The organism is Sorangium sp. So ce128, assembly GCF_051525245.1.
Taxonomy (GTDB): Bacteria; Myxococcota_A; Polyangia; order Polyangiales; family Polyangiaceae; genus Sorangium; species Sorangium cellulosum_B.
On sequence record NZ_CP150313.1, the window covers coordinates 5,288,826 to 5,306,361 of the forward strand.

Consider the following 17,536-nt stretch of genomic DNA (forward strand, 5'->3'; position numbering starts at 1 on the left):
TCACGCGCCGCTCACGCCAACGACGCGCGGCGGTGTTGCTCCGCGAGCAGCACGCGGAGGTGGTTCATCCGGGCGGGGTCGCGCTTGCCAAACTCGTCGAGCGCCGCGGCGACCGCGACCGGCGCGCCGCCGCGGGGCTCCTTCCGGAGCGCCCTCGCCGCCAGCGCGAGCGCGCGGGGGCACAGCACCTCCTCGATGCAGAGCCGCGCGGGCGGCGGCCGCCACGCGGCGTCGCGGTAGCCCCCCGGCGGCGAGGGCTCCGCGAGGAGCGCGAGGCCGTCCGCCTTGGCCTGCAGCGCCGAGAGGATCTCGCGCTCGATCGCGCTGCCCTCCTCGCGATCGCCGGAGCGCTCGATCGTGAAGATCGGCTCCGGCGCGCCGCGCCGCGCGGCGCCGAGCCAGCCCTTCCGCCAGCGCACCGCCGTGGCCCTGCTGATGGTCGCCTCGCCGCGCGCGACGAGGCCCGTGAAGGCGCTGAGCATCAGCACCTCGAACGGCGAGAACGCGTCGCCGCCCTTCGCCCCCGCGATGCGCGAGAGGTTCGCGGCGACGACGGGGAGCCCCGCCTCGATCGCGTCCGAGGAGCAGAAGAGCGTCGAGCCCGGGCTCGTCGGGTGGAACCCCGTCAGGCTCACGCCCTCGCCGGCGCCGTACCACCGGAGGAGCGTGCGCACGGTCCCCCGGCGGGCGCCGTCGGCCGAGCAGTAAGCCCACGTCGTGCCCCAGAGATCGAACAGCGACCGCACGATCCACCGCGCGAGCCTCGCGCCGAGCAGAACGCTCGCCGCGAACAGCGCGGCGGCCGCGAGGGAGTCGTCCGCAGCCCCGGCCAGGCCCGAGAGGAGCAGGCCGTAGAGCGCCGTGTACGCGAGCAGCAACCCGCTCGTGATCGCGCTCAGGAACAGCTCGATCTTCGGCGACGCGCCGCGCGGCTCGGACCGCCGCCACACGGCGCGGTGGGGCGGCTCGCCGCAGCGAGCACAGGGGTCCGCGGGGCCACATCGCCGCCGCGTCCCGCAGCCGAGGCAGATGTCGATCGGGGGCAACCGGCTTGGCATCGGTGGTCCAGAATAGTGGCGCATCCTCGGTTCGTCGCCACGACCGTGACCCACGGCGCGGGCTCGCCGCGCGCACGGTTTCGCACACGCGCACAGGGCGGGAGCGCGCCCCTGCCCGCTTCGGGCTTGTCGTCGCGCCCTGTCCGGCGCATCGAGTCGCACATGCCCCATCGCCGGCTCCGCATGGTCGCTGTCAGCCACCTCGCCGTCCTCGCCCTGTGCCAAGACGTCGCCCTCGCGCAGCCGGCGCCTCCCCAGGGTCGGCCGGGCCAGCAGGCTCAGCCGCGGCCGGGCCAGCAGGCGCCCGCGGCGGCCCCGACGACGGCGGCCGCCGCGCCGGCGGCGATGCCGCAGCGCATCGAGGTGAACGACCCGGCGCTCGCGCCGGTCCCCCCGCCGGCGCGCACGCTGGCGAGCTGGAACGACGCGCGCGTGATGATCGAACAGCGGTCGGTGGACTTCGCCATCGCCGTGCAGGAGGTCGCCCGCGCCGAGGGGGTCGCGCGGCGGGCGCTCGCCGCGGCGCTCCCGAGCCTCGACGCGCGCGGCGACCTGACGCACGAGCTGGCGGGCGGCAGCAGCGTGAGCCCCTCGCTCCCCGCGCCAGGGGGGCCGGGCGCGGGGGCGATCGAGGATGCGCCGACGACCGCGTCGGCGTCGCTCACGCTCCGCCAGCCCATCCTCGCCCCGCGCGCCTGGTACGGCATCGGCACCGCCAGGCGCTCGGTGGACGTCGCCAAGCTGAGCCTGGAGGATCGCCGCCGCGTCACCGTCGGCGCGGTGGCGGACGCCGTCGTCTCGATCGTCACGGCCGAGCGGGTCAGCGAGATCAACCGGGTCGGGCTGCGCAGCGCGCTCGAGCGGCTCGAGCTGACCCGGCGGCGCGAGCGCCTCGGCACCGGCACGAAGCTCGATGTCGTCCGCGCGGAGCAGGACGTCGCCCTCGCCCGCGCGACGCTCGTGTCCGGCGACGAGGCGCTGCGCAAGGCGCGGGAGACGCTCGGGGCCGTGCTGGGCGAGCGCGGCGAGGTCGGCGTCCCGCAGGGCTTCTCGCTGAACGCGATCGCGGCGGAGGTGCAGTCGGAGTGCGCCGAGGCGCGCTCGGATCAGCGCGCGGACGTCCGCGCCGCCCGGGCCGAGCTCGAGATCGCGGAGCGCAACCTCACCGACGCGAAGCTCGCGTTCGCCCCGTACGTCGATCTGTCGAGCACGCTGAGCGCCCGCACCTCGATCGGGGACGAGTCCACCCGAAGGGCGCGGTCCTGGGGGTGGTCCATCAGCGCCGTGCTCACCGTCCCCATCTGGGACGGCGGGGCGCGCTACGGCGATCTCCAGATCAGCAGGGCCGCGGTCGAGCAGCAGCGGGTTCGCCTCGGGGCGGTGGAGCGCACCGCCGGGCTCGAGACGACGCAGGCGGTCCGGGGCGTCGCCGTCGCCGAGCAGTCGCGCGCGGTCGCCGAGCAGTCGCGCGACCTCGCGCGCGAGACCGCGCGCCTCACGCAGGTCGCGTTCGAGGCCGGCACCACGACGAGCTTCGATCTTGTCGAGTCCGGCCGCAGGCAGCGCGAGGCCGAGCTCGATCTCGCGGTGCGGGAGTTCGAGGTGGTGAAGGCGAAGATCACCGCGCTGCTCGCGTCCGCCTCGTGCAAATGAGGTGCGCGCAGGACGTGCGCCCGCCGAGCGCGGCCGCGGCCCGGCGCGCGCCGAGCGCGGCCACGACCTCGCGCGGGGGTTGTGCCGAGCGACCGCGCGAGTAGGCTACGCGCCCGATGGAGCGGCTCGAGAGCTACGTCGAAGGGCAGTGGCGCGCCGGCCAGGGCGCGCCGCACGTGCTCGTCAACCCCGCGACCGAGGAGCCGCTCGCCGAGACGAGCACGGACGGCCTCGACCTCGCGGCCGCGGTGGCGTTCGCGCGCGCCGAGGGCGGGCCCGCGCTGCGCGCGCTCACGTTCGCCGAGCGCGGCGAGCTGCTCCGCGCCATGTCGCGCGCCGCGCACGCCGAGCGCGACGCGCTCATCGACGTCGCCATCCGGAATGGCGGCAACACCCGCGGCGACGCCAAGTTCGACATCGACGGCGCGATCGGCACGCTCGCCTACTACGCCGACCTCGGCGCCCAGCTCGGCGACGCGCGGCTGCTCACGGACGGCGACGGCGTGCAGCTCGGGCGCTCGCCGCGCTTCTTCGGCCAGCACATCCTCGTCCCGCGCCCCGGCGTCGCGGTGCACATCAACGCCTTCAACTTCCCCGCGTGGGGGCTCGCGGAGAAGGCCGCCTGCGCGCTCCTCGCGGGCATGCCCGTCATCACGAAGCCCGCGACCAGCACCGCGCTCGTCGCGCTGCGGCTGATGAAGATCTTCACCGAGCGCGCCCCGCTGCCGCGCGGCGCGCTCTCCTTCGTCGCCGGCCCGCCGGGCGATCTCCTCGCGCACCTCGGCGGCGAGGACGTCCTCGCCTTCACCGGATCGAGCGCCACCGGCGCCGCGCTCCGGCTCTCGCCCGGCCTCGTGCGCGACGGCGTCCGCGTGAACGTCGAGGCCGACAGCCTGAACGGCGCCGTCCTCGGCCCCGACGCCGTCCCCGGCTCCGAGACGTACGCGATGTTCCTGCGCGACGTCGTGCGCGACATCACCCAGAAGGCCGGCCAGAAGTGCACGGCGATCCGCCGCGTCTTCGCGCCCGCGGCCGTCGTCGACGCCGTGCGCGACGACCTCGTCGACCGCCTCCGCGACGCGCGCGTCGGCGATCCCGCGCAGGACGGCGTCACGGTGGGTCCGCTGACCACGTCCGATCAGCTCCGCGGCGTGCGCGCGGGCATCGAGCGCCTCGCGGCAGGTGCTGCGGTGGCGCTCGGCGGCGCCGGGCCCTTCGAGGCGATCGGCGTACCCTCGGGCAAGGGGTACTTCGTGCCGCCGACGCTGCTCGTCGCGAGCGGCCCCGACGGCGCGCCCGCCGCGCACGAGCACGAGGTCTTCGGCCCCGTCGCCACGCTCTTCCCGTACGACGGCGGCGCGGCGCACGCCGTGGCGCTGCTGCGACGTGGCCGCGGGAGCCTCGTTTGCTCCGTCTACAGCGACGACCGCGCCTTCGCGGCGGAGGTGCTGATCGGCGTCGCGCCGTACCACGGCCGCGTCCTGCTCGGCAGCGAGAAGATCGCCGATCAGGCGCCCGGCCCGGGCACCGTCCTCCCTCAGACGATCCACGGCGGCCCGGGCCGCGCCGGCGGCGGCGAGGAGCTCGGCGGCCTGCGCGGGCTCCATTTCTACTCGCAGCGCACCGCCGTGCAGGGGTCGCGGCCGATCCTGGAGGCGATCCTCGGGGCGAAGGGCGAGCCCCGCCCCGCGCCGGCGAAGCCGTAGATCGCGAAGGCCGGGGTAGCTCTTTCCGTGGACTTTATGGTGAAGTCTCGCTCATGAGCGCGGGCCCGCAACTCATCGGCAAGACGATCGCAGGGCGCTTCCGCGTCACCGGGTTCATCGGCGAAGGCGCGATGGCGGCGGTCTACCGCGGCGAGCAGGACGCGGAGCCGCGCGACGTCGCCATCAAGATCATGCACCCGCAGCTGCTCGGCGACGAGACGTTCGTCACCCGCTTCTACCGGGAGGCGAAGGCGGCGTCGCGCCTCCACCACCCGAACACGGTGCAGATCCTCGACTCCGGCGTGGAAGGGCACCTGCCGTACATCGTGATGGAGCTCGTCGCCGGGCAGGACCTGTTCGAGGTCCTGCTCGCCGAGCGCCGCTTCTCCGAGGCCCGCGCCGCGCGGTTCCTGATCGGCATCACCGACGCCCTCGCCGCCGCCCACGCGCGGGGCATCGTGCACCGCGATCTCAAGCCCGAGAACGTGATGGTCATGCGGGATCCGGCGGATCCGGCGGTCGAGCGCGTGAAGGTGCTCGACTTCGGGATCGCGAAGATGGTCGAGAGGAACACCCGCGGCGACGACGACGGGCCGAACAGCGCGCCCATCAGCGTATGGGGCTCGGTCACCACGGTCGGCGTGGTCGTCGGCACGCCCGCGTACATGTCCCCGGAGCAGTGCCGCGGCGACGTCATCGACGGGCGCAGCGACGTGTACGCGTGCGGGGTGCTCCTGTTCCTGCTCGTCACGGGCCGGCTACCCTTCCCGCCCACGGCCGTCGCGTGGGAGGTGGCGATGGATCACCTCCGGAAGCCGCCGCCCGCGCCGAGCCAGTTCCTGCCGCGGATCCACCCTGCCCTCGAGGCGATCATCCTCACCGCGCTCGCGAAATGGCCGAACCAGCGCCAGCAGAGCGCGGCCGAGCTGCGCGACGAGCTCGAGCGGCTCCTCCCCCACCTGTCGGACGCGCTGCTCCCTGCCGCCCGGACGAGCGCGCCCGAGGACGCGCCGACCCTCGAAGTGGCGATGCCGCCGTCGCTCCGGAGCTCCATGTCGGCCGCGCCGCCGCTGCGCGAGGGCGATCTGCCGCCGCCGGCGCAGCGGGGCGAGGTGCTGGCGAAGTCCGTGTTCCGCGAGGCGTCGCTGACGGACGGGCCGCCGTCGAGCGCGATCCTGTCGCTCGCCGCGACGCTCCCCGGCATCGCCCTCCCGCGCGAGGCGCCGGCCGGACCGACGTCGGACGACCTCTCGCGCACGCTCCCGGCGGTGCGGCGGCTCGTCGCGCCGACGAGCGATCCGCCGGCGAGCGACGTCGTGATCCACGATCGCAAGGACTTCGGGCCGCTCCTCCCCGCCGCGGGCGCCCGCGCGCCGTCCCCGAGGCCGGAGGCGCGGCGAGGCGCCGGCGCGACCGCCGCCGCCGCGCCGCCGCGACCGCCCTCGCGGTCCTCGGCCGAGAACGTCATCGAGATCGCGCCTGCGCCGGTCCGGCGCGACCGCCGCCCGCCCGCGCGCCCGACGGACCTGTGGATGGTCAAGCTCGTGGTGCCGCTGGCGCTGGTGATCGGGCTGGCGCTCGGGGTGCTCGCCTTCTTCCTGAGCCGCTGACGCCTGGCGCCTCAGGCGCTGGCCGGCGTGACGGGCGCCGACGCCTCGCGCCTCAGGCGCTGGCCGGCATGACGGGCGCCTCGAAGGCGGCCCGGAGCGCCTGCGCGCGCAGCTCGACCGCCGCCGACGCGGGCGGCGGGACCGGCGCCTCCGCCTCGGCCGACAGCGCCATCGCGAACGCGTCGAGCGCGGCCTCGACGACGCCCTCGATCGGGCGCGCCGCGAGCTCGTCGGGGGCGTCGTGGACCGCCACCATGCCCATCAGGACGGCGCGCACGTGGGCCGCCGCCCGCGGCGACGGCGCGGCGCCCCCTTCTTCGGCGCCGCTCGCGCCGCGCGCGCCGCGCGCCCCCGGCTCCGCGCCGGCCCGCGCCGCCCTCGCGATCTCGGCGGAGAGCGGCCAGCTCAGCCGCGCCACGAGCCGCTCCTGCACGTAGGCGCGGACGCTCGCGTCGGTGCGCTTGCGCTCCTCGGGCAGCGCCGCGATCGGGCGCAGGTCGGACGCGAGCTCCCGGCGCGCCGGCTCGAGCGCCTTGTCGATCGCCGCGGCGAGCGCGCGCCGGTCGCGGCGCAGGTACGCCGCGCTCGCGCGGAGCCGATCCGCCTCGGCGCGCGCCCTCCGCCCGGCCTCGCGGTCCTCGGCCGCGCGCGCCGACGCCGCATGGGCGAGCTCGGCCGCGATGCGGCCCGCCTTGCGGCGGAGCGCGCGCTCGCGGAGCGCGTCGCTCGCGTCGACGATCTGCTCGGCGAAGAGCGCCTCGACCTCGGCCCACCCCGACGCCGCGAGCGCCGCCTCGTCGCCGAGGCGCCCCTTCAGCGAGAGCCGCGCCGAGAACGCGATCGGCGGCGTGAGCGAGGCGATGGAGCTCGCCGCGAGGCTGTCGCGCACGTGCGCGAGCACCGTCTCCAGGGCGTCGGGCTTGAGCCGGTCGGCCTTGTTCGCGAGGATCTGCACGGGCACGCCGAGCGCGCTGATCTCGGAGAGCACCCGCCGCTCCGACTCCTTCATCGCCTGGGGCGCGTCGAGCAGCCAGATGGCGACGTGGGCCTCGTCGAACGCCCGCCGCGCCTCGGCGATGTGATCGGGGTCGGGCGCGTTGAAGCCGGGCGTGTCGAGGATCTCGACGCGCTTGAGCCGCTCGATGGGCGCGTAGATGAACACCCGCGCGACCTTGTCCCCGGCCGCCGCGAGCGCGCGCAGCGTGTCCTTCAGCGCCGCGTGCGGCACGACGCGGTCCTGGCCGCCGCGCACGACGATGCGCGCGAACGGATCGGGCGCCCAGGCGACCCAGTGGAGCGTCGCGGTCGTGGGCAGGACGCCGGTCGGCGCCACGTCCTCGCCGAGCAGCGCGTTCAGGAAGGTGCTCTTGCCCGCGTTGAACTCGCCCACCACGGCCGCGCGGAGCGGCCGCTCCCGCTCCACCGCGAGGGCCTCGATCGCCGCGAGCAGGTCGAGCCGGTCGAGGAGCTTGGCCGTGCGCGCGAGCTCGCGCAGCACGTCGCCCCACGCGGCGGCGGCGCGGGCCCCGGCGGGGCCGCCCGCGGGGGGCACCCACGCCAGCGCGATCGCGCGGCGCATGTCGTCGGCCCACGCGGCGCCCTCGCCGGTCACCGCGTCGAGCGCGTCGAGCGCGCCGCTCCCCTGCCCCGCGGACGCCATCGCCGCGGCGTCGCGCAGCCGGACGAGGTCGGGGGGGAGCGGGGGCGCGGCCGCGCCGCGCCGCTCCTTGTCGTCGTCGTGGTCCTTGCCGCGCGCGGCGAGCGCGTCGAGCGCGCCGAGGTCGCGGGTCTCGACGGCCATGCGGAGCAGCGCCGCCGCGGCGGCGCGGTCGCCCGCGGAGAGCCCGCGCGCGAGCGCCTGCCGCGCGTCGTCGCGCCGCCCCTCGGCGAAGGCGAACGCGGCGGCCCAGGTCGGCTCGTCGAGCGCGCCCGCGGCGCGGACGACGCGGCGCACGCGGTCGATGACGAGCACGTCGCGGGAGGCGGCGACCAGGGCGGCGCAGAGCTCGGCCGCGCCGGGCACGTCGAGCACGAGCGCCCGCAGCCCGAGGTCGAGCGCCCGCCCCACCACGGCGGGCGGCAGGGCCGCCGCGGAGGAGCCCGCCGCGGGGAACCCCGCCGCGGCGCTCGCCTCGGCCAGCGCGAGCCGGGCGAGCACGAGGGCGGCGCGCCCCTCGATCGCGGTGGGCTCGCCGAGGATCTCCGCGGCGGCGCGCGCGCCGTCGAGATCGCCGTACGCGAGCGCGCACTCGGCGCGGCGGAGGGCCACGTCGCGGTCGGGCACGGTGGTGAGCGGCGCCGGGATGCGGTCGAGCCAGCGCTGCGCGCGGGCCGGGTCGCCCGCGGCGAGGTCGAGGTCCGAGAGATCGAGCAGCGCGAGGCGCGCCGCGTCGCGCTCCTCCGGCGCCGACGTGGCCCGCTCGAGCGCGTCGCGCGCGCCGTCCCAGCCGATGCGCTGCCCCGCGCGGCCGAGGCGGAGCCACACGTCGGCGCGCCACGGGACGCGCTTCGCGAGATCCGTGAGCGAGGCGACGACCTCCTGGTCGAGCCACGCGTCCTCCGCGGCGTCGGCCCAGAGCGCCAGCCCGACCGCCGAGTCGGGCAGCACGGAGAGGATGGTGCGGGCGTGCTCGCGGGCCTCGAGGGGCATGCCCTTCGCGAGCGCGGCCTCGGCGGCGCTGCGCTCGTTCTCGAGGCCGAGGGCGAGGATCTCGACCCGCCCGAAGAACCGGTTCAGCGCCTCGACCAGCCTCGCCATGGGCGGGATGAAAGCCTTCCGGGAGGGCGGTCGTCCAGGAAGAAGCGAAGGCCGGAGCGGCGGGCGTCGCGCGGCGGGGGATCAGGCCGGGGGCCAGCCAGGACTTCTCCGGAAGGGCTGCGGGGCGCGCGCGAGGTCATCGGGCAGCGGAGCCGGCCGAGTGACCGCAAGCGGAGCTGGCTTCGCTGGTGCTCCGCATGCGCCGCCGACGGACGGACCGACAAGGACAAAAGGTACGCCGTGTCCATACGCTTGAGGTACTTACGAGGGCGCCGCGGACCGCACCGCGGGGTCGGTGGCGATCGTCATGCCAGACAACCGGATCACGGAGATTCACGCAAAGGGGCTGCGCTCGCTCGCCGATGTGCGGCTCCAGCTTGACGGTCTCACCGTCCTCATCGGGGACAACGGCAGCGGCAAGAGCAGCCTGATCGAGGTGTGCGAGCTGCTACAGCGCGCGGCAGGCGAGAGCTTCTTCGAGGATCTGAACAAGATCCACGGAGGTCTCGGGAGCCTTCTCCGCGTCGGCGCCGAGCACCTGGAGCTCGGCCTGGTCTTCGCGCCCGACGGTGACTCCTACACCAGGTACGAGTACGCCTTCGCACTCGACAGGAGCGGAGTCATCCTGCGCGAGCGCCTTGATAGGGTCCGCGGTGAAGTCGATGACAGCGACGCTGTCGTGGAACAACGTATCGGTATCATCTCGCGCGAGGGGGGGCTCTCCAGGAGCAGCTCCTTCAGGTTTCTGATCGATGAGACAGAAACTCCACCCATCGAAAGGGCCATCGATCCCAGGCGTCTGGCTCTCTCTTCGTTCGGCGAGTTCCCACCGCATTGGCTCGTGCGTGAAGCGCTGGCCGTGCTCCGCGCGATCGACGTCCACGTCCCCTTCGACACCACGGCGCGCTGGGTGCAGCGCTCGCGCGGCCAGCCTTCGCCCTTGCGCGGCGCGGCGACGATCGAGCCGGCGGAGGCGCTCTCGCGCTTCGGGGCCAACCTCCCGAACGCATGGAGCGCGCTCAAGAACGATTTCTCCGAGGCGCACTGGCGCGAGACGATGGACTACGTCCGTCTGGGCCTCGGTCCCGACGTCGAGTCCGTCAACGTGCGCGCGGATCCAGGCGGCGGCTCGATCGCCCTGCGGATCAAGTACGCCGGCCTCGACGAGCAGATCCCCTCGTTCGCGATCTCCGACGGCACGCTCGCGTACCTCGCGTTCGTGGCCCTCCACCGGCTGAACACGAAGAAGAGCCTCATCGCCTTCGACGAGCCAGAGACGCACCTGCACCCCGAGCTGCTCCAGCGCGTGCTCGGGTTCTTCGAGGCCATGGCGAAGGAGCGGCCGGTGCTGCTCGCGACGCACTCCGACCGGCTGCTCGACGGCCTCTCCGACCCGGCCCGTTCGGTCGTCCTCTGCGAGCTCGATGAGCGCCGCGCCACGAGGCTCGTGCGGCCCGACCCCGAGGCGCTGCGAGACTGGCTCACGGACTACCGCGGGCTCGGTGACGTGCGGGGAGCCGGCCACGCGGCCTCGATCCTGACGCGGCGGGAGGGGGCGTGACCCCGCTCGCGGTGATCCTGTACGAAGATCAGCGGGGCCCGGAGAAGGAGTTCGGCCTTCACAACCTCGTCGTCGCGTGCGTGACCGATGACGCCGGGGAAGACCGCTTCGCGCTCCGGAGGAAGCTCGACGGCCGGCCGATGAAGGGCGTGCAGAACCTGCTGCGGAGCTGCCGGAAGGACATCCGCCGCTTGAGCGCGAAGGGCCAGCAGGTCTTTGTGCTCGTCGACAACGACGCCATACGCCACCAGCTCAAGCATGAGGGAATCACGGAGAGCTCCGAGGACGCGGCGGTGGTGCGTGCGATCAAGGACAGGTGCGACGCTCCGGAGCGGCTCCACGTCTTCCTGCTGAAGGAGAACACGGAGACCGTCATCAAGGCAGCCGAGCAATGCGACAAGGACCTCGCGAGATCGCTCGTGGCGCAGGCGCTCCAGAAGGACGTCAACGCCCGCGACGCGATCTTCAACAGGATCTCGTGGCAACCGGATCGCGCTGTGCGCGATTGCATCCGACAGCGCGTGGAGGCGATCCTGGAGATCGTGAAGGCGCTCACCGCGCTCGTGCGCGGAGGCGACGTCAGCGCCTGAACGGGGGCGGGCGAAGCCGGCCGGGTCTCGACCTGGACCGAGCCTTGAAAACGACGGGATCGCCAGACCGGGGCCCGGCTCAGGTCCTGGCGACGAGCGCTCGATCAGGCCTCGACCCAGACCGAGCCCGGAACGTGAGCGCTTATTGTTAGAGTGGACCTGTGCCGGCAGACATCGTTACAGGGCGCGTCGACGCGCTGATCGTCACCGCGCTGCAGGACGAGCTCGAGGCGGTCCTCGCGCTCGGCGAGGGCGGTCGAGACGGCTGGCGGGAGGCGCGGGATCCGGGCGGGTTCCCGTACTACGTCCGCGACGTCCCGAACGACCGCGGCGAGCCGCTCCGCGTCGCCGCTGCGTGGTCGGGCCGGATGGGCGAGAGCGCGGCGGCGGCGAGGGCGCAGGGGCTCATCGAGGAGCTCGATCCGGGGTGCCTCGCGATGTGCGGCATCTGCGCCGGCAAACGCGGCGAGGTGTCGCTCGGCGACGTCATCGTCGCCGACCGGGTCTACAGCTACGACGAGGGCAAGCGCGTCGCCCACCCCGGCGGCGAGGGCGCGTTCTTCCACGACATCGAGACGTACAACCTCGAGCGCACGTGGAACATGGATGCCGCGCTCTTCGCGCGCGAGTTCGAGCGGCAGGCGGCGTTCGCGGCCGAGCGCCCGCCGTCGAAGCCGTCGCAAGCGTGGTGGCTCCGGCACGCGCTCTACGAGAGCCAGGTGGAGGGGGGACCGCCGCCCGTCTCGCGGCCGGAGCGCGCGGCGCGGTGCCCGGGCTGGACCGAGCGCATCGGCGAGCTGGAGGCGGCGGGCGTGCTCCGCATCGGCGACGGCGGCCTCGAGCTCACCGAGGCGGGCGTGGCGCAGGTCCGCCGGGATCGCCTGCTCCACCCGGACGGCCCGCCGCCGGCCCGGCCGTTCCGCGTGCACATCGGCCCGATCGCCACGGGGAAGGCGGTGCAGGAGGACGCGGGGCTGTTCGAGGGGCTGAAGCCGATCGGGCGGAAGGTGCTCGGCGTGGAGATGGAGGCCGCGGCGATCGGCTACGTCGCGGAGCGCCTCGGGCGGCGGTCGATCATCGCGAAGGCCGTCTCGGATCACGCCGATCACGACAAGGACGACAGCTTCCGCGCGTTCGCGTGCCGCGCCTCGGCGGAGTTCCTCGTCGCGTTTCTGAGGCGCTTTCTTCCGCCTGCGCGCGCCGAGCACGCCGGGCGGGGCCCGAGGCTGCGCCGCCTCCCGGCGCGCGCGCGGGGCGGCCACGCGAGTCCGCACGGCGACGACATCCTCCTGCCAGGGGAAGGGCGCAGCGACGACTTCCTCTCGCGGGTCGAGCGCGTGTGCAGGCTCCGCGAGCCCGAGGGCGTGAAGATCGAGTGGTTCGACGCGCCCCTCCCCTTCGGCGTCTACCTTCGCGTCTCGGTCAACGAGGGCGGCATCGTCCGGATCGCGCCGCTCGCGGCGCTCGAGAGCGGCATCTCGACCGAGGCGGTCTCCGCGTTCATCGAGAGCATCGACGCCTCGTACCGGCGCGAGGATCCCGGCCTCGTGTCCACGCTGGTCTACGGCGGCGAGCCCGCGCCGGAGGAGCTCGTGCGTTACGCGAGCGCGCGCCGCGTGCGCCTCGTGCGGTTCCTCGAGTACCAGGGGCTCATCGACTTCCGCGGCTACCTGGCGTGGCAGAACGCGAGCCTCGAGCGGGACCCCACGTATCCGCCGGCGCTCTACGTCGACCAGCGCATCGCGCTCACGATGGGCCAGGAGGAGGCGGTGCGCGAGCGCGCGCTCGACGCGATCGCAGAGCTGCTCGACTCGGAGCACAGCCGGTTCGTGCTGGTGCTCGGCGACTTCGGCACGGGCAAGACGTTCCTCCTGCACGAGCTCGCGCGGCGAATGGGCAAGGCGGGCGGCCCGCTGACGCCGGTGCTCATCGAGATGCGCGCGCTGGAGAAGGCGCGCGACCTGAACGCGCTCATCGCGCAGCACCTGGCGCTCGCGGGGCTCGGCAAGATCGATCTGCCCGCGTTCCGGCACATGCTGGCCGAGGGGCGGATCGCCCTGCTGTTCGACGGCTTCGACGAGCTCGCCTTCCGCGTGACGTACGACCGCGCGGTCGAGCACTTCGACACGCTGATCCAGGCAGCGCAGGGCAAGGCGGCGAAGGTCGTGGTCACGAGCCGGAGCCAGCACTTCATCTCGGAGCAGCAGGCGAGATCGGCGCTCGCGGAGAGGGCTGCCTTGCTGCCCGGCTACCGGCTCGCGCGTCTGCAGCCTTTCACCGGGGCGCAGATCCGCAGATTCCTGGTGAACCGGCTCGATAGCGAGGAGGCGGCCGACGAGCGAATGCAACTGCTCGCGGAGGTCAAGGACCTCCTGGGCCTGTCGGCGAACCCGCGGATGCTGGGGTTCATCGCCGAGATCGAGGAGGCGCAGCTGCGGCAGGCGAAGTCGGGTGACGGGGAGATCACCTCGGCGGGGCTGTACAAGCTGCTCCTGGATCGGTGGCTCGTCTGGGAGTACGAGCGCGCGCACCCGAAGGGCGCGCAGCCGGGGCTGTCGGTGGCGCAGAGGTGGCGGGCAGTGACGGAGCTCGCGACGCGGCTGTGGCAGCGGACGGAGCAGAGCGTGAACGTGCGCGAACTGCCGGCAGACCTGATCGCGGCACTGCAGGCGCTCGGCAGGCACGAGCTCGACCTGGGCGTGACGGCGCACCAGATCGGGTCGGGGACGCTGCTCGTGTGGGACGATCAGGAGAACTTCCGGTTCATCCACCAGTCGGTGCTCGAGTGGCTCGTGGCGCGGGCGGCGGCCGAGGAGGTGCAGCGTACCGGCGAGGCGGCGGCGCTGGCGCAGCGGGAGGTGAGCGACCTGATGGCCGACTTCTTCGGGGCGCTCGCGGGGCGCGAAGCGACGGAGACCTGGGTACGGGCAGGGCTCGGCGGGGCGTGGGGGACGGTGGCGGCGGCGAACGCGCTGCGAATCGACGGGCGGATGGCGCTCAGGGTGAGCGAGCGGATGAACCTCGCGGGGGCGGATCTGCGGGGGCAGGACCTCTCGAGGAGAGACCTCCGCGGGTGCGATCTCCGGGGGGCCGACCTGAGGGAAGCGAAGCTCGTGGGGGCGAACCTGAGCGGTGCGTTGATGGCGGGGGCGCTGCTCGACGGGGCAGAGCTCTCGGGGGCGGAGCTCCGCGGGGCAGATCTGACGGGGGCGACGGCGGTGCGGGGGCGCCTTGTGGGCGCGGATCTGACAGGGGCGACGCTCGCCTCGACGAGGCTGCGCGGGGCGAAGCTCGTGGGGGCGCGGGGGGCGCGGTTCGACGGGTGCGACACGTTCGGCGCGGCGATGCCGGAGGCGGGGAGGTTCGAGCCAACCTGGGTGCAAGGCGGCCGGTGCAACGCCGTGGCGATCAGCCCCGATGGGATCTTGCTCGCATCGGGTCACTCCCACGGGATCGTGTTGTGGGAAATGGCGACAGGGAGCGCGCTGCGCAGGCTGAACGGCCACGCCGACTGGGTCACGAGCGTCGCCTTCAGCCCCGACGGCGAGACGCTCGCATCCGGCTCGGACGACTGCACCGTCCGCCTCTGGGACGTGTCGACTGGCAACGCGCTCTGCGTGCTCAAGGGGCACGCTCGTTATGTGACCAGCGTGACATTCAGTCCTGACGGCGAGACGCTGGCTTCCGGGTCTTCTGACCGTACCGTCCGGCTCTGGCAGGTGGCCACCTTCCAACAGATCGCCATGCTCCGCGGCCATCTGGATGGAGTGATGGCCGTAAAGTTCAGCCCTGACGGCGAGACGCTGGCCTCCGGTGCCCACGACGCCATCATCCGGCTCTGGAAGGTCGCGACAGGCGAAACGCTCCGCGTCTTGAGCGGCCACCGAGCTGGCGTACTCAGCGTCGCGTTCAGCCCCGACGGCGAGACGCTGGCCTCCGGCTCCGTGGACTACGACATTGGCCTCTGGCGCGTATCGACGGCCGAGGTACTGCACATGCTGAAGGGCCACTCGCGACATGTGAGGAGCGTCGCGTTCAGCCCCGACGGCGCAACGCTCGCTTCTGGCTCGGGAGACGGGGCGGTGCAGCTGTGGAATCGATCAGGCGTCGCGTTACACGCGCTCGATGGCCACTCCGCTGGCGTAACGAGCGTCGCGTTCAGCCCTGACGGCGCGACGCTCGCCTCTGGCTCGAAGGACAGCACGGTGCGACTGTGGCACGTGTCCACTGGCGGCGCCTTGCGCGTGCTGGAAGGACAGCCGAGCGTGTCCATGGCGATGGCATTGAGCAGCGATGGCGCGACGCTCGCGCTCGGCTCCGAGGACTTTGGCGCTCATCTCTGGCGGAGGTCGACATGGACCGCGCTGCCGCCACTCAAAAATAGCGGCATTTCTTCCGCGAAGCTGGCCTTCAGCCCTGACAGTGCGACGCTGGCGTTCGCGCACCGCGACCACACGATCCGGCTCCGGAGGCTCGACGCAGCCCGCACGGTGCTCGTGTTGAGGGGGCATTATCACAGCATCACGGATATCGCCTTCAGCCATGACGGGGACATGATCGCGTCAGGCTCGCTCGACAGGACAGTGCGACTCTGGCGCACCGAGACAGCAGAGCCGTTTCGCGTTCTGGTGGGTCACGACGATGGAATCAGCAGCGTGGCGTTCAGCCCTGATGGCGTGACGCTGGCCTCGGGATCGAGCGATCGGACCATCCGGCTCTGGAAGGTGGACGGCAAACGAGCAGCGCGCCGCGTGCTGGAAGGTCATCATCATATCGTAAGGAGCGTGACGTTCAGCCCCGATGGCACGACGCTGGCCTCGGGATCCGACGACATGGCCGTGCTGCTCTGGCCGCTCGTCGAGGGCGGCGGCGAGCCACGTGCGCTGCGCGGTCACGCCGGCGGGGTGAGGTGCCTGTCCTTCAGCCCCGACGGTGCGTGGCTCGCATCGGGGTCCGACGACGGCAGCGTTCTCCTCTGGCGCGTGTCCGCCGACGAGATGGCGCGCGTCCTCCAGGGGCACACCGGCGAGGTCGTGAACGTGGCCTTCATGCCGGATGGCGAGACGCTGCTCTCCAGCTCCACCGACGGCACGGTCCGCTTCTGGGACGTGCTGACCGGCGCTTGCCTCGCCGTGCTCCTCAAGCTCCCCGAGGGCTGGGTCGCCTTCCGCCCCGACGGCCGCTACAAGCTCGGCGGCAACATCGCGGGCGGCTTCTGGCACGCTGCCAGCCTCTGCCGCTTCGAGCCGGGCGAGCTCGACGCGCTGGTCCCTGGGCTTCGCATCCCGGACGACGAGCCGCTGCTCCCCTTGCGGCCGACGCTAGCCCGGGGCTGAGCGCGGCCTCGTCGAGCTAGCTGCCAGGCCGAGCGACTACGGCACCTTGTCGATCGCCTCGATCACGATCCCGCCGAACCGGGCCTCGTCGGCGCGGCACCGCACGCCCCGGATGACGCATGCGTGGCTGTCCCGAGGCTCGCCGGTATCCGCGTAGCGCGCCCCGAAGCCGCCGCCAAATGACGTGTTGAAGAACTCGAGAGGCCGCCCGGCCTCGTCCGTGGCCTCATGCTTGCAGAGCCCGCACACCGCGCGCGGGTGGCGCGGCCACAGCTCCAAGGGATCGCCGCAGATCGGGCAGCCGTGCGTCCCATCCGGCATCCCGCTCCCGTCGGCGGTCACGAGGCGCGCGCCGCGCTCCCCCGCGGCGGACCGGTACGGGCCGCTGATCCCCGCGATGCTGGCGCGGTCCTCGCTCGCGACCGCGAACAGGCCGGCGCCGGCGAGGGTGAGCGCTTCGATCGCCGCCGCGAAGCCGGGCCGGTCGCCGATGTCCTCCCCGCGATCCTCGTGCCAGGACGCGATCTCGACGCGTTCCCGGCTGGACCAGGCATCGATCGCTGCGCGCTGCTCCGCAGCGGAGGCGCACGCGGCGTCCGTGGAGACGCGGACGTAGGCGACGGCGCGCTCGGGGCTGCCGCGCTTGAACCGGCGAGCTGTCATCCGGATGAGACAATCCTGGACGGCGACGGTTGTCCAGCGCCGTGGTCGCGGGTGGCTCGTCTCCGAGCGGTGCGCGGCAGAGGTTCGCCGGGCTGCCGTAAGCCCAGGGGCGGGGCGTGCGCGTTGCTCGTCGTCGAGATCGACGCGGGCGCAGAGGCGGAGAACGACGACCTGCTGCGCTTGTTCGGGTTCGGCGAGGTCCGGACCGTCGAGGCTCGACGGTGGCTCGCGCAGCAGCTTGGATCCGAGGAGATCGCCGTGGAAGTCCAAGACTTGGAGGGCTTAGAAGAGGAGATCCTCAGGCTCCTGGCCACCTTCCCGCCCGAGCGGGTGTTGTCGGCTTACACGCCCGAGCAGCGGTTGGCGGGGCTGTCGCCCGAGCAACGGATGGCAGGGCTATCGCCTGAGCAACGGTTGGCAGGGTTGTCGCCCGAGCAGGTGCTGCTCGCCTTGCCCGACGACGTGCTCCGCGCCCTGTCCGACGCCTACGTCGACACGCTCTCGGCGGAGGCGCGCGCCGCCATCCGAGCGCGCATCGGACGGTAACGCGGCAGCTCTGCGGACCGCGCCCAGCAGATCAGCGCGCCCGAAAGGCGCGGCG

At 73.6% G+C, this 17,536-nt stretch carries 10 protein-coding genes; 7 read left to right on the top strand and 3 right to left on the bottom strand.

What is annotated here, in order from left to right; all coding sequences use genetic code 11:
* Nucleotides 1-11 precede the first annotated feature (11 nt).
* Nucleotides 12-950, bottom strand: a complete 939-nt coding sequence (locus WME82_RS20105; RefSeq protein ID WP_438044145.1) for a hypothetical protein — start codon at nt 948-950, stop codon at nt 12-14.
* A 270-nt stretch (nt 951-1,220) separates the two neighbouring features.
* On the opposite strand from WME82_RS20105, the gene WME82_RS20110 reads away from it, so the two are divergent.
* The 3 genes from WME82_RS20110 to WME82_RS20120 all read left to right on the top strand — a co-directional run bounded on the left by WME82_RS20110 (nt 1,221) and on the right by WME82_RS20120 (nt 6,027).
* Nucleotides 1,221-2,711 (top strand): TolC family protein, encoded by a 1,491-nt coding sequence (locus WME82_RS20110; RefSeq protein WP_438044146.1) that lies wholly within the window; start codon nt 1,221-1,223, stop codon nt 2,709-2,711.
* A gap of 116 nt (nt 2,712-2,827) precedes the next feature.
* The gene (locus tag WME82_RS20115; protein ID WP_437873025.1) at nt 2,828-4,417 is read left to right on the top strand and encodes a 3,4-dehydroadipyl-CoA semialdehyde dehydrogenase; all 1,590 of its coding nucleotides are present in this window, start codon (nt 2,828-2,830) and stop codon (nt 4,415-4,417) included.
* A gap of 53 nt (nt 4,418-4,470) precedes the next feature.
* A complete protein-coding gene (locus WME82_RS20120) occupies nt 4,471-6,027 on the top strand; it encodes a protein kinase domain-containing protein (RefSeq protein ID WP_438044147.1) in 1,557 nt (518 codons plus the stop codon).
* A gap of 52 nt (nt 6,028-6,079) precedes the next feature.
* Here the strand turns inward: WME82_RS20120 and WME82_RS20125 are convergent, their stop codons facing one another.
* Nucleotides 6,080-8,785, bottom strand: coding sequence for a dynamin family protein (locus WME82_RS20125; RefSeq protein WP_438044148.1), 2,706 nt, complete (start codon nt 8,783-8,785; stop codon nt 6,080-6,082).
* A gap of 307 nt (nt 8,786-9,092) precedes the next feature.
* Between WME82_RS20125 and WME82_RS20130 the strand changes: the two genes are divergently transcribed.
* The 3 genes from WME82_RS20130 (at nt 9,093) to WME82_RS20140 (ending at nt 16,272) form a co-directional block, all read left to right on the top strand.
* Entirely contained in the window at nt 9,093-10,346 is a 1,254-nt protein-coding gene (locus tag WME82_RS20130; protein WP_438044149.1) for an AAA family ATPase, read from the top strand.
* Nucleotides 10,343-10,936, top strand: a complete 594-nt coding sequence (locus tag WME82_RS20135; protein WP_438044150.1) for a hypothetical protein — start codon at nt 10,343-10,345, stop codon at nt 10,934-10,936. The genes WME82_RS20130 and WME82_RS20135 overlap by 4 nt, the downstream gene beginning before the upstream one ends.
* 161 nt (nt 10,937-11,097) lie before the next feature.
* Nucleotides 11,098-16,272: a pentapeptide repeat-containing protein gene (locus tag WME82_RS20140; RefSeq protein WP_438044151.1), complete on the top strand. Its 5,175-nt coding sequence runs from the start codon at nt 11,098-11,100 to the stop codon at nt 16,270-16,272.
* 36 nt (nt 16,273-16,308) lie between these two features.
* Here the strand turns inward: WME82_RS20140 and WME82_RS20145 are convergent, their stop codons facing one another.
* Nucleotides 16,309-16,935: a recombinase family protein gene (locus tag WME82_RS20145; protein WP_438044152.1), complete on the bottom strand. Its 627-nt coding sequence runs from the start codon at nt 16,933-16,935 to the stop codon at nt 16,309-16,311.
* Nucleotides 16,936-17,058: 123 nt separating this feature from the next.
* On the opposite strand from WME82_RS20145, the gene WME82_RS20150 reads away from it, so the two are divergent.
* Nucleotides 17,059-17,481 carry a hypothetical protein gene (locus WME82_RS20150; RefSeq protein WP_438044153.1) on the top strand — a complete coding sequence of 141 codons (423 nt, stop codon included), beginning with the start codon at nt 17,059-17,061 and terminating at the stop codon, nt 17,479-17,481.
* Nucleotides 17,482-17,536: the final 55 nt, after the last annotated feature.

Bases quoted from the DNA above. Each gene is read 5' to 3' on its own strand.
- WME82_RS20110 (WP_438044146.1), top strand. From the start codon at position 1,221: ATGCCCCATCGCCGGCTCCGCATGGTCGCTGTCAGCCACCTCGCCGTC.
- WME82_RS20115 (WP_437873025.1), top strand. From the start codon at position 2,828: ATGGAGCGGCTCGAGAGCTACGTCGAAGGGCAGTGGCGCGCCGGCCAG.
- WME82_RS20120 (WP_438044147.1), top strand. From the start codon at position 4,471: ATGAGCGCGGGCCCGCAACTCATCGGCAAGACGATCGCAGGGCGCTTC.
- WME82_RS20125 (WP_438044148.1), bottom strand. From the start codon at position 8,785: ATGGCGAGGCTGGTCGAGGCGCTGAACCGGTTCTTCGGGCGGGTCGAG.
- WME82_RS20130 (WP_438044149.1), top strand. From the start codon at position 9,093: ATGCCAGACAACCGGATCACGGAGATTCACGCAAAGGGGCTGCGCTCG.
- WME82_RS20145 (WP_438044152.1), bottom strand. From the start codon at position 16,935: ATGACAGCTCGCCGGTTCAAGCGCGGCAGCCCCGAGCGCGCCGTCGCC.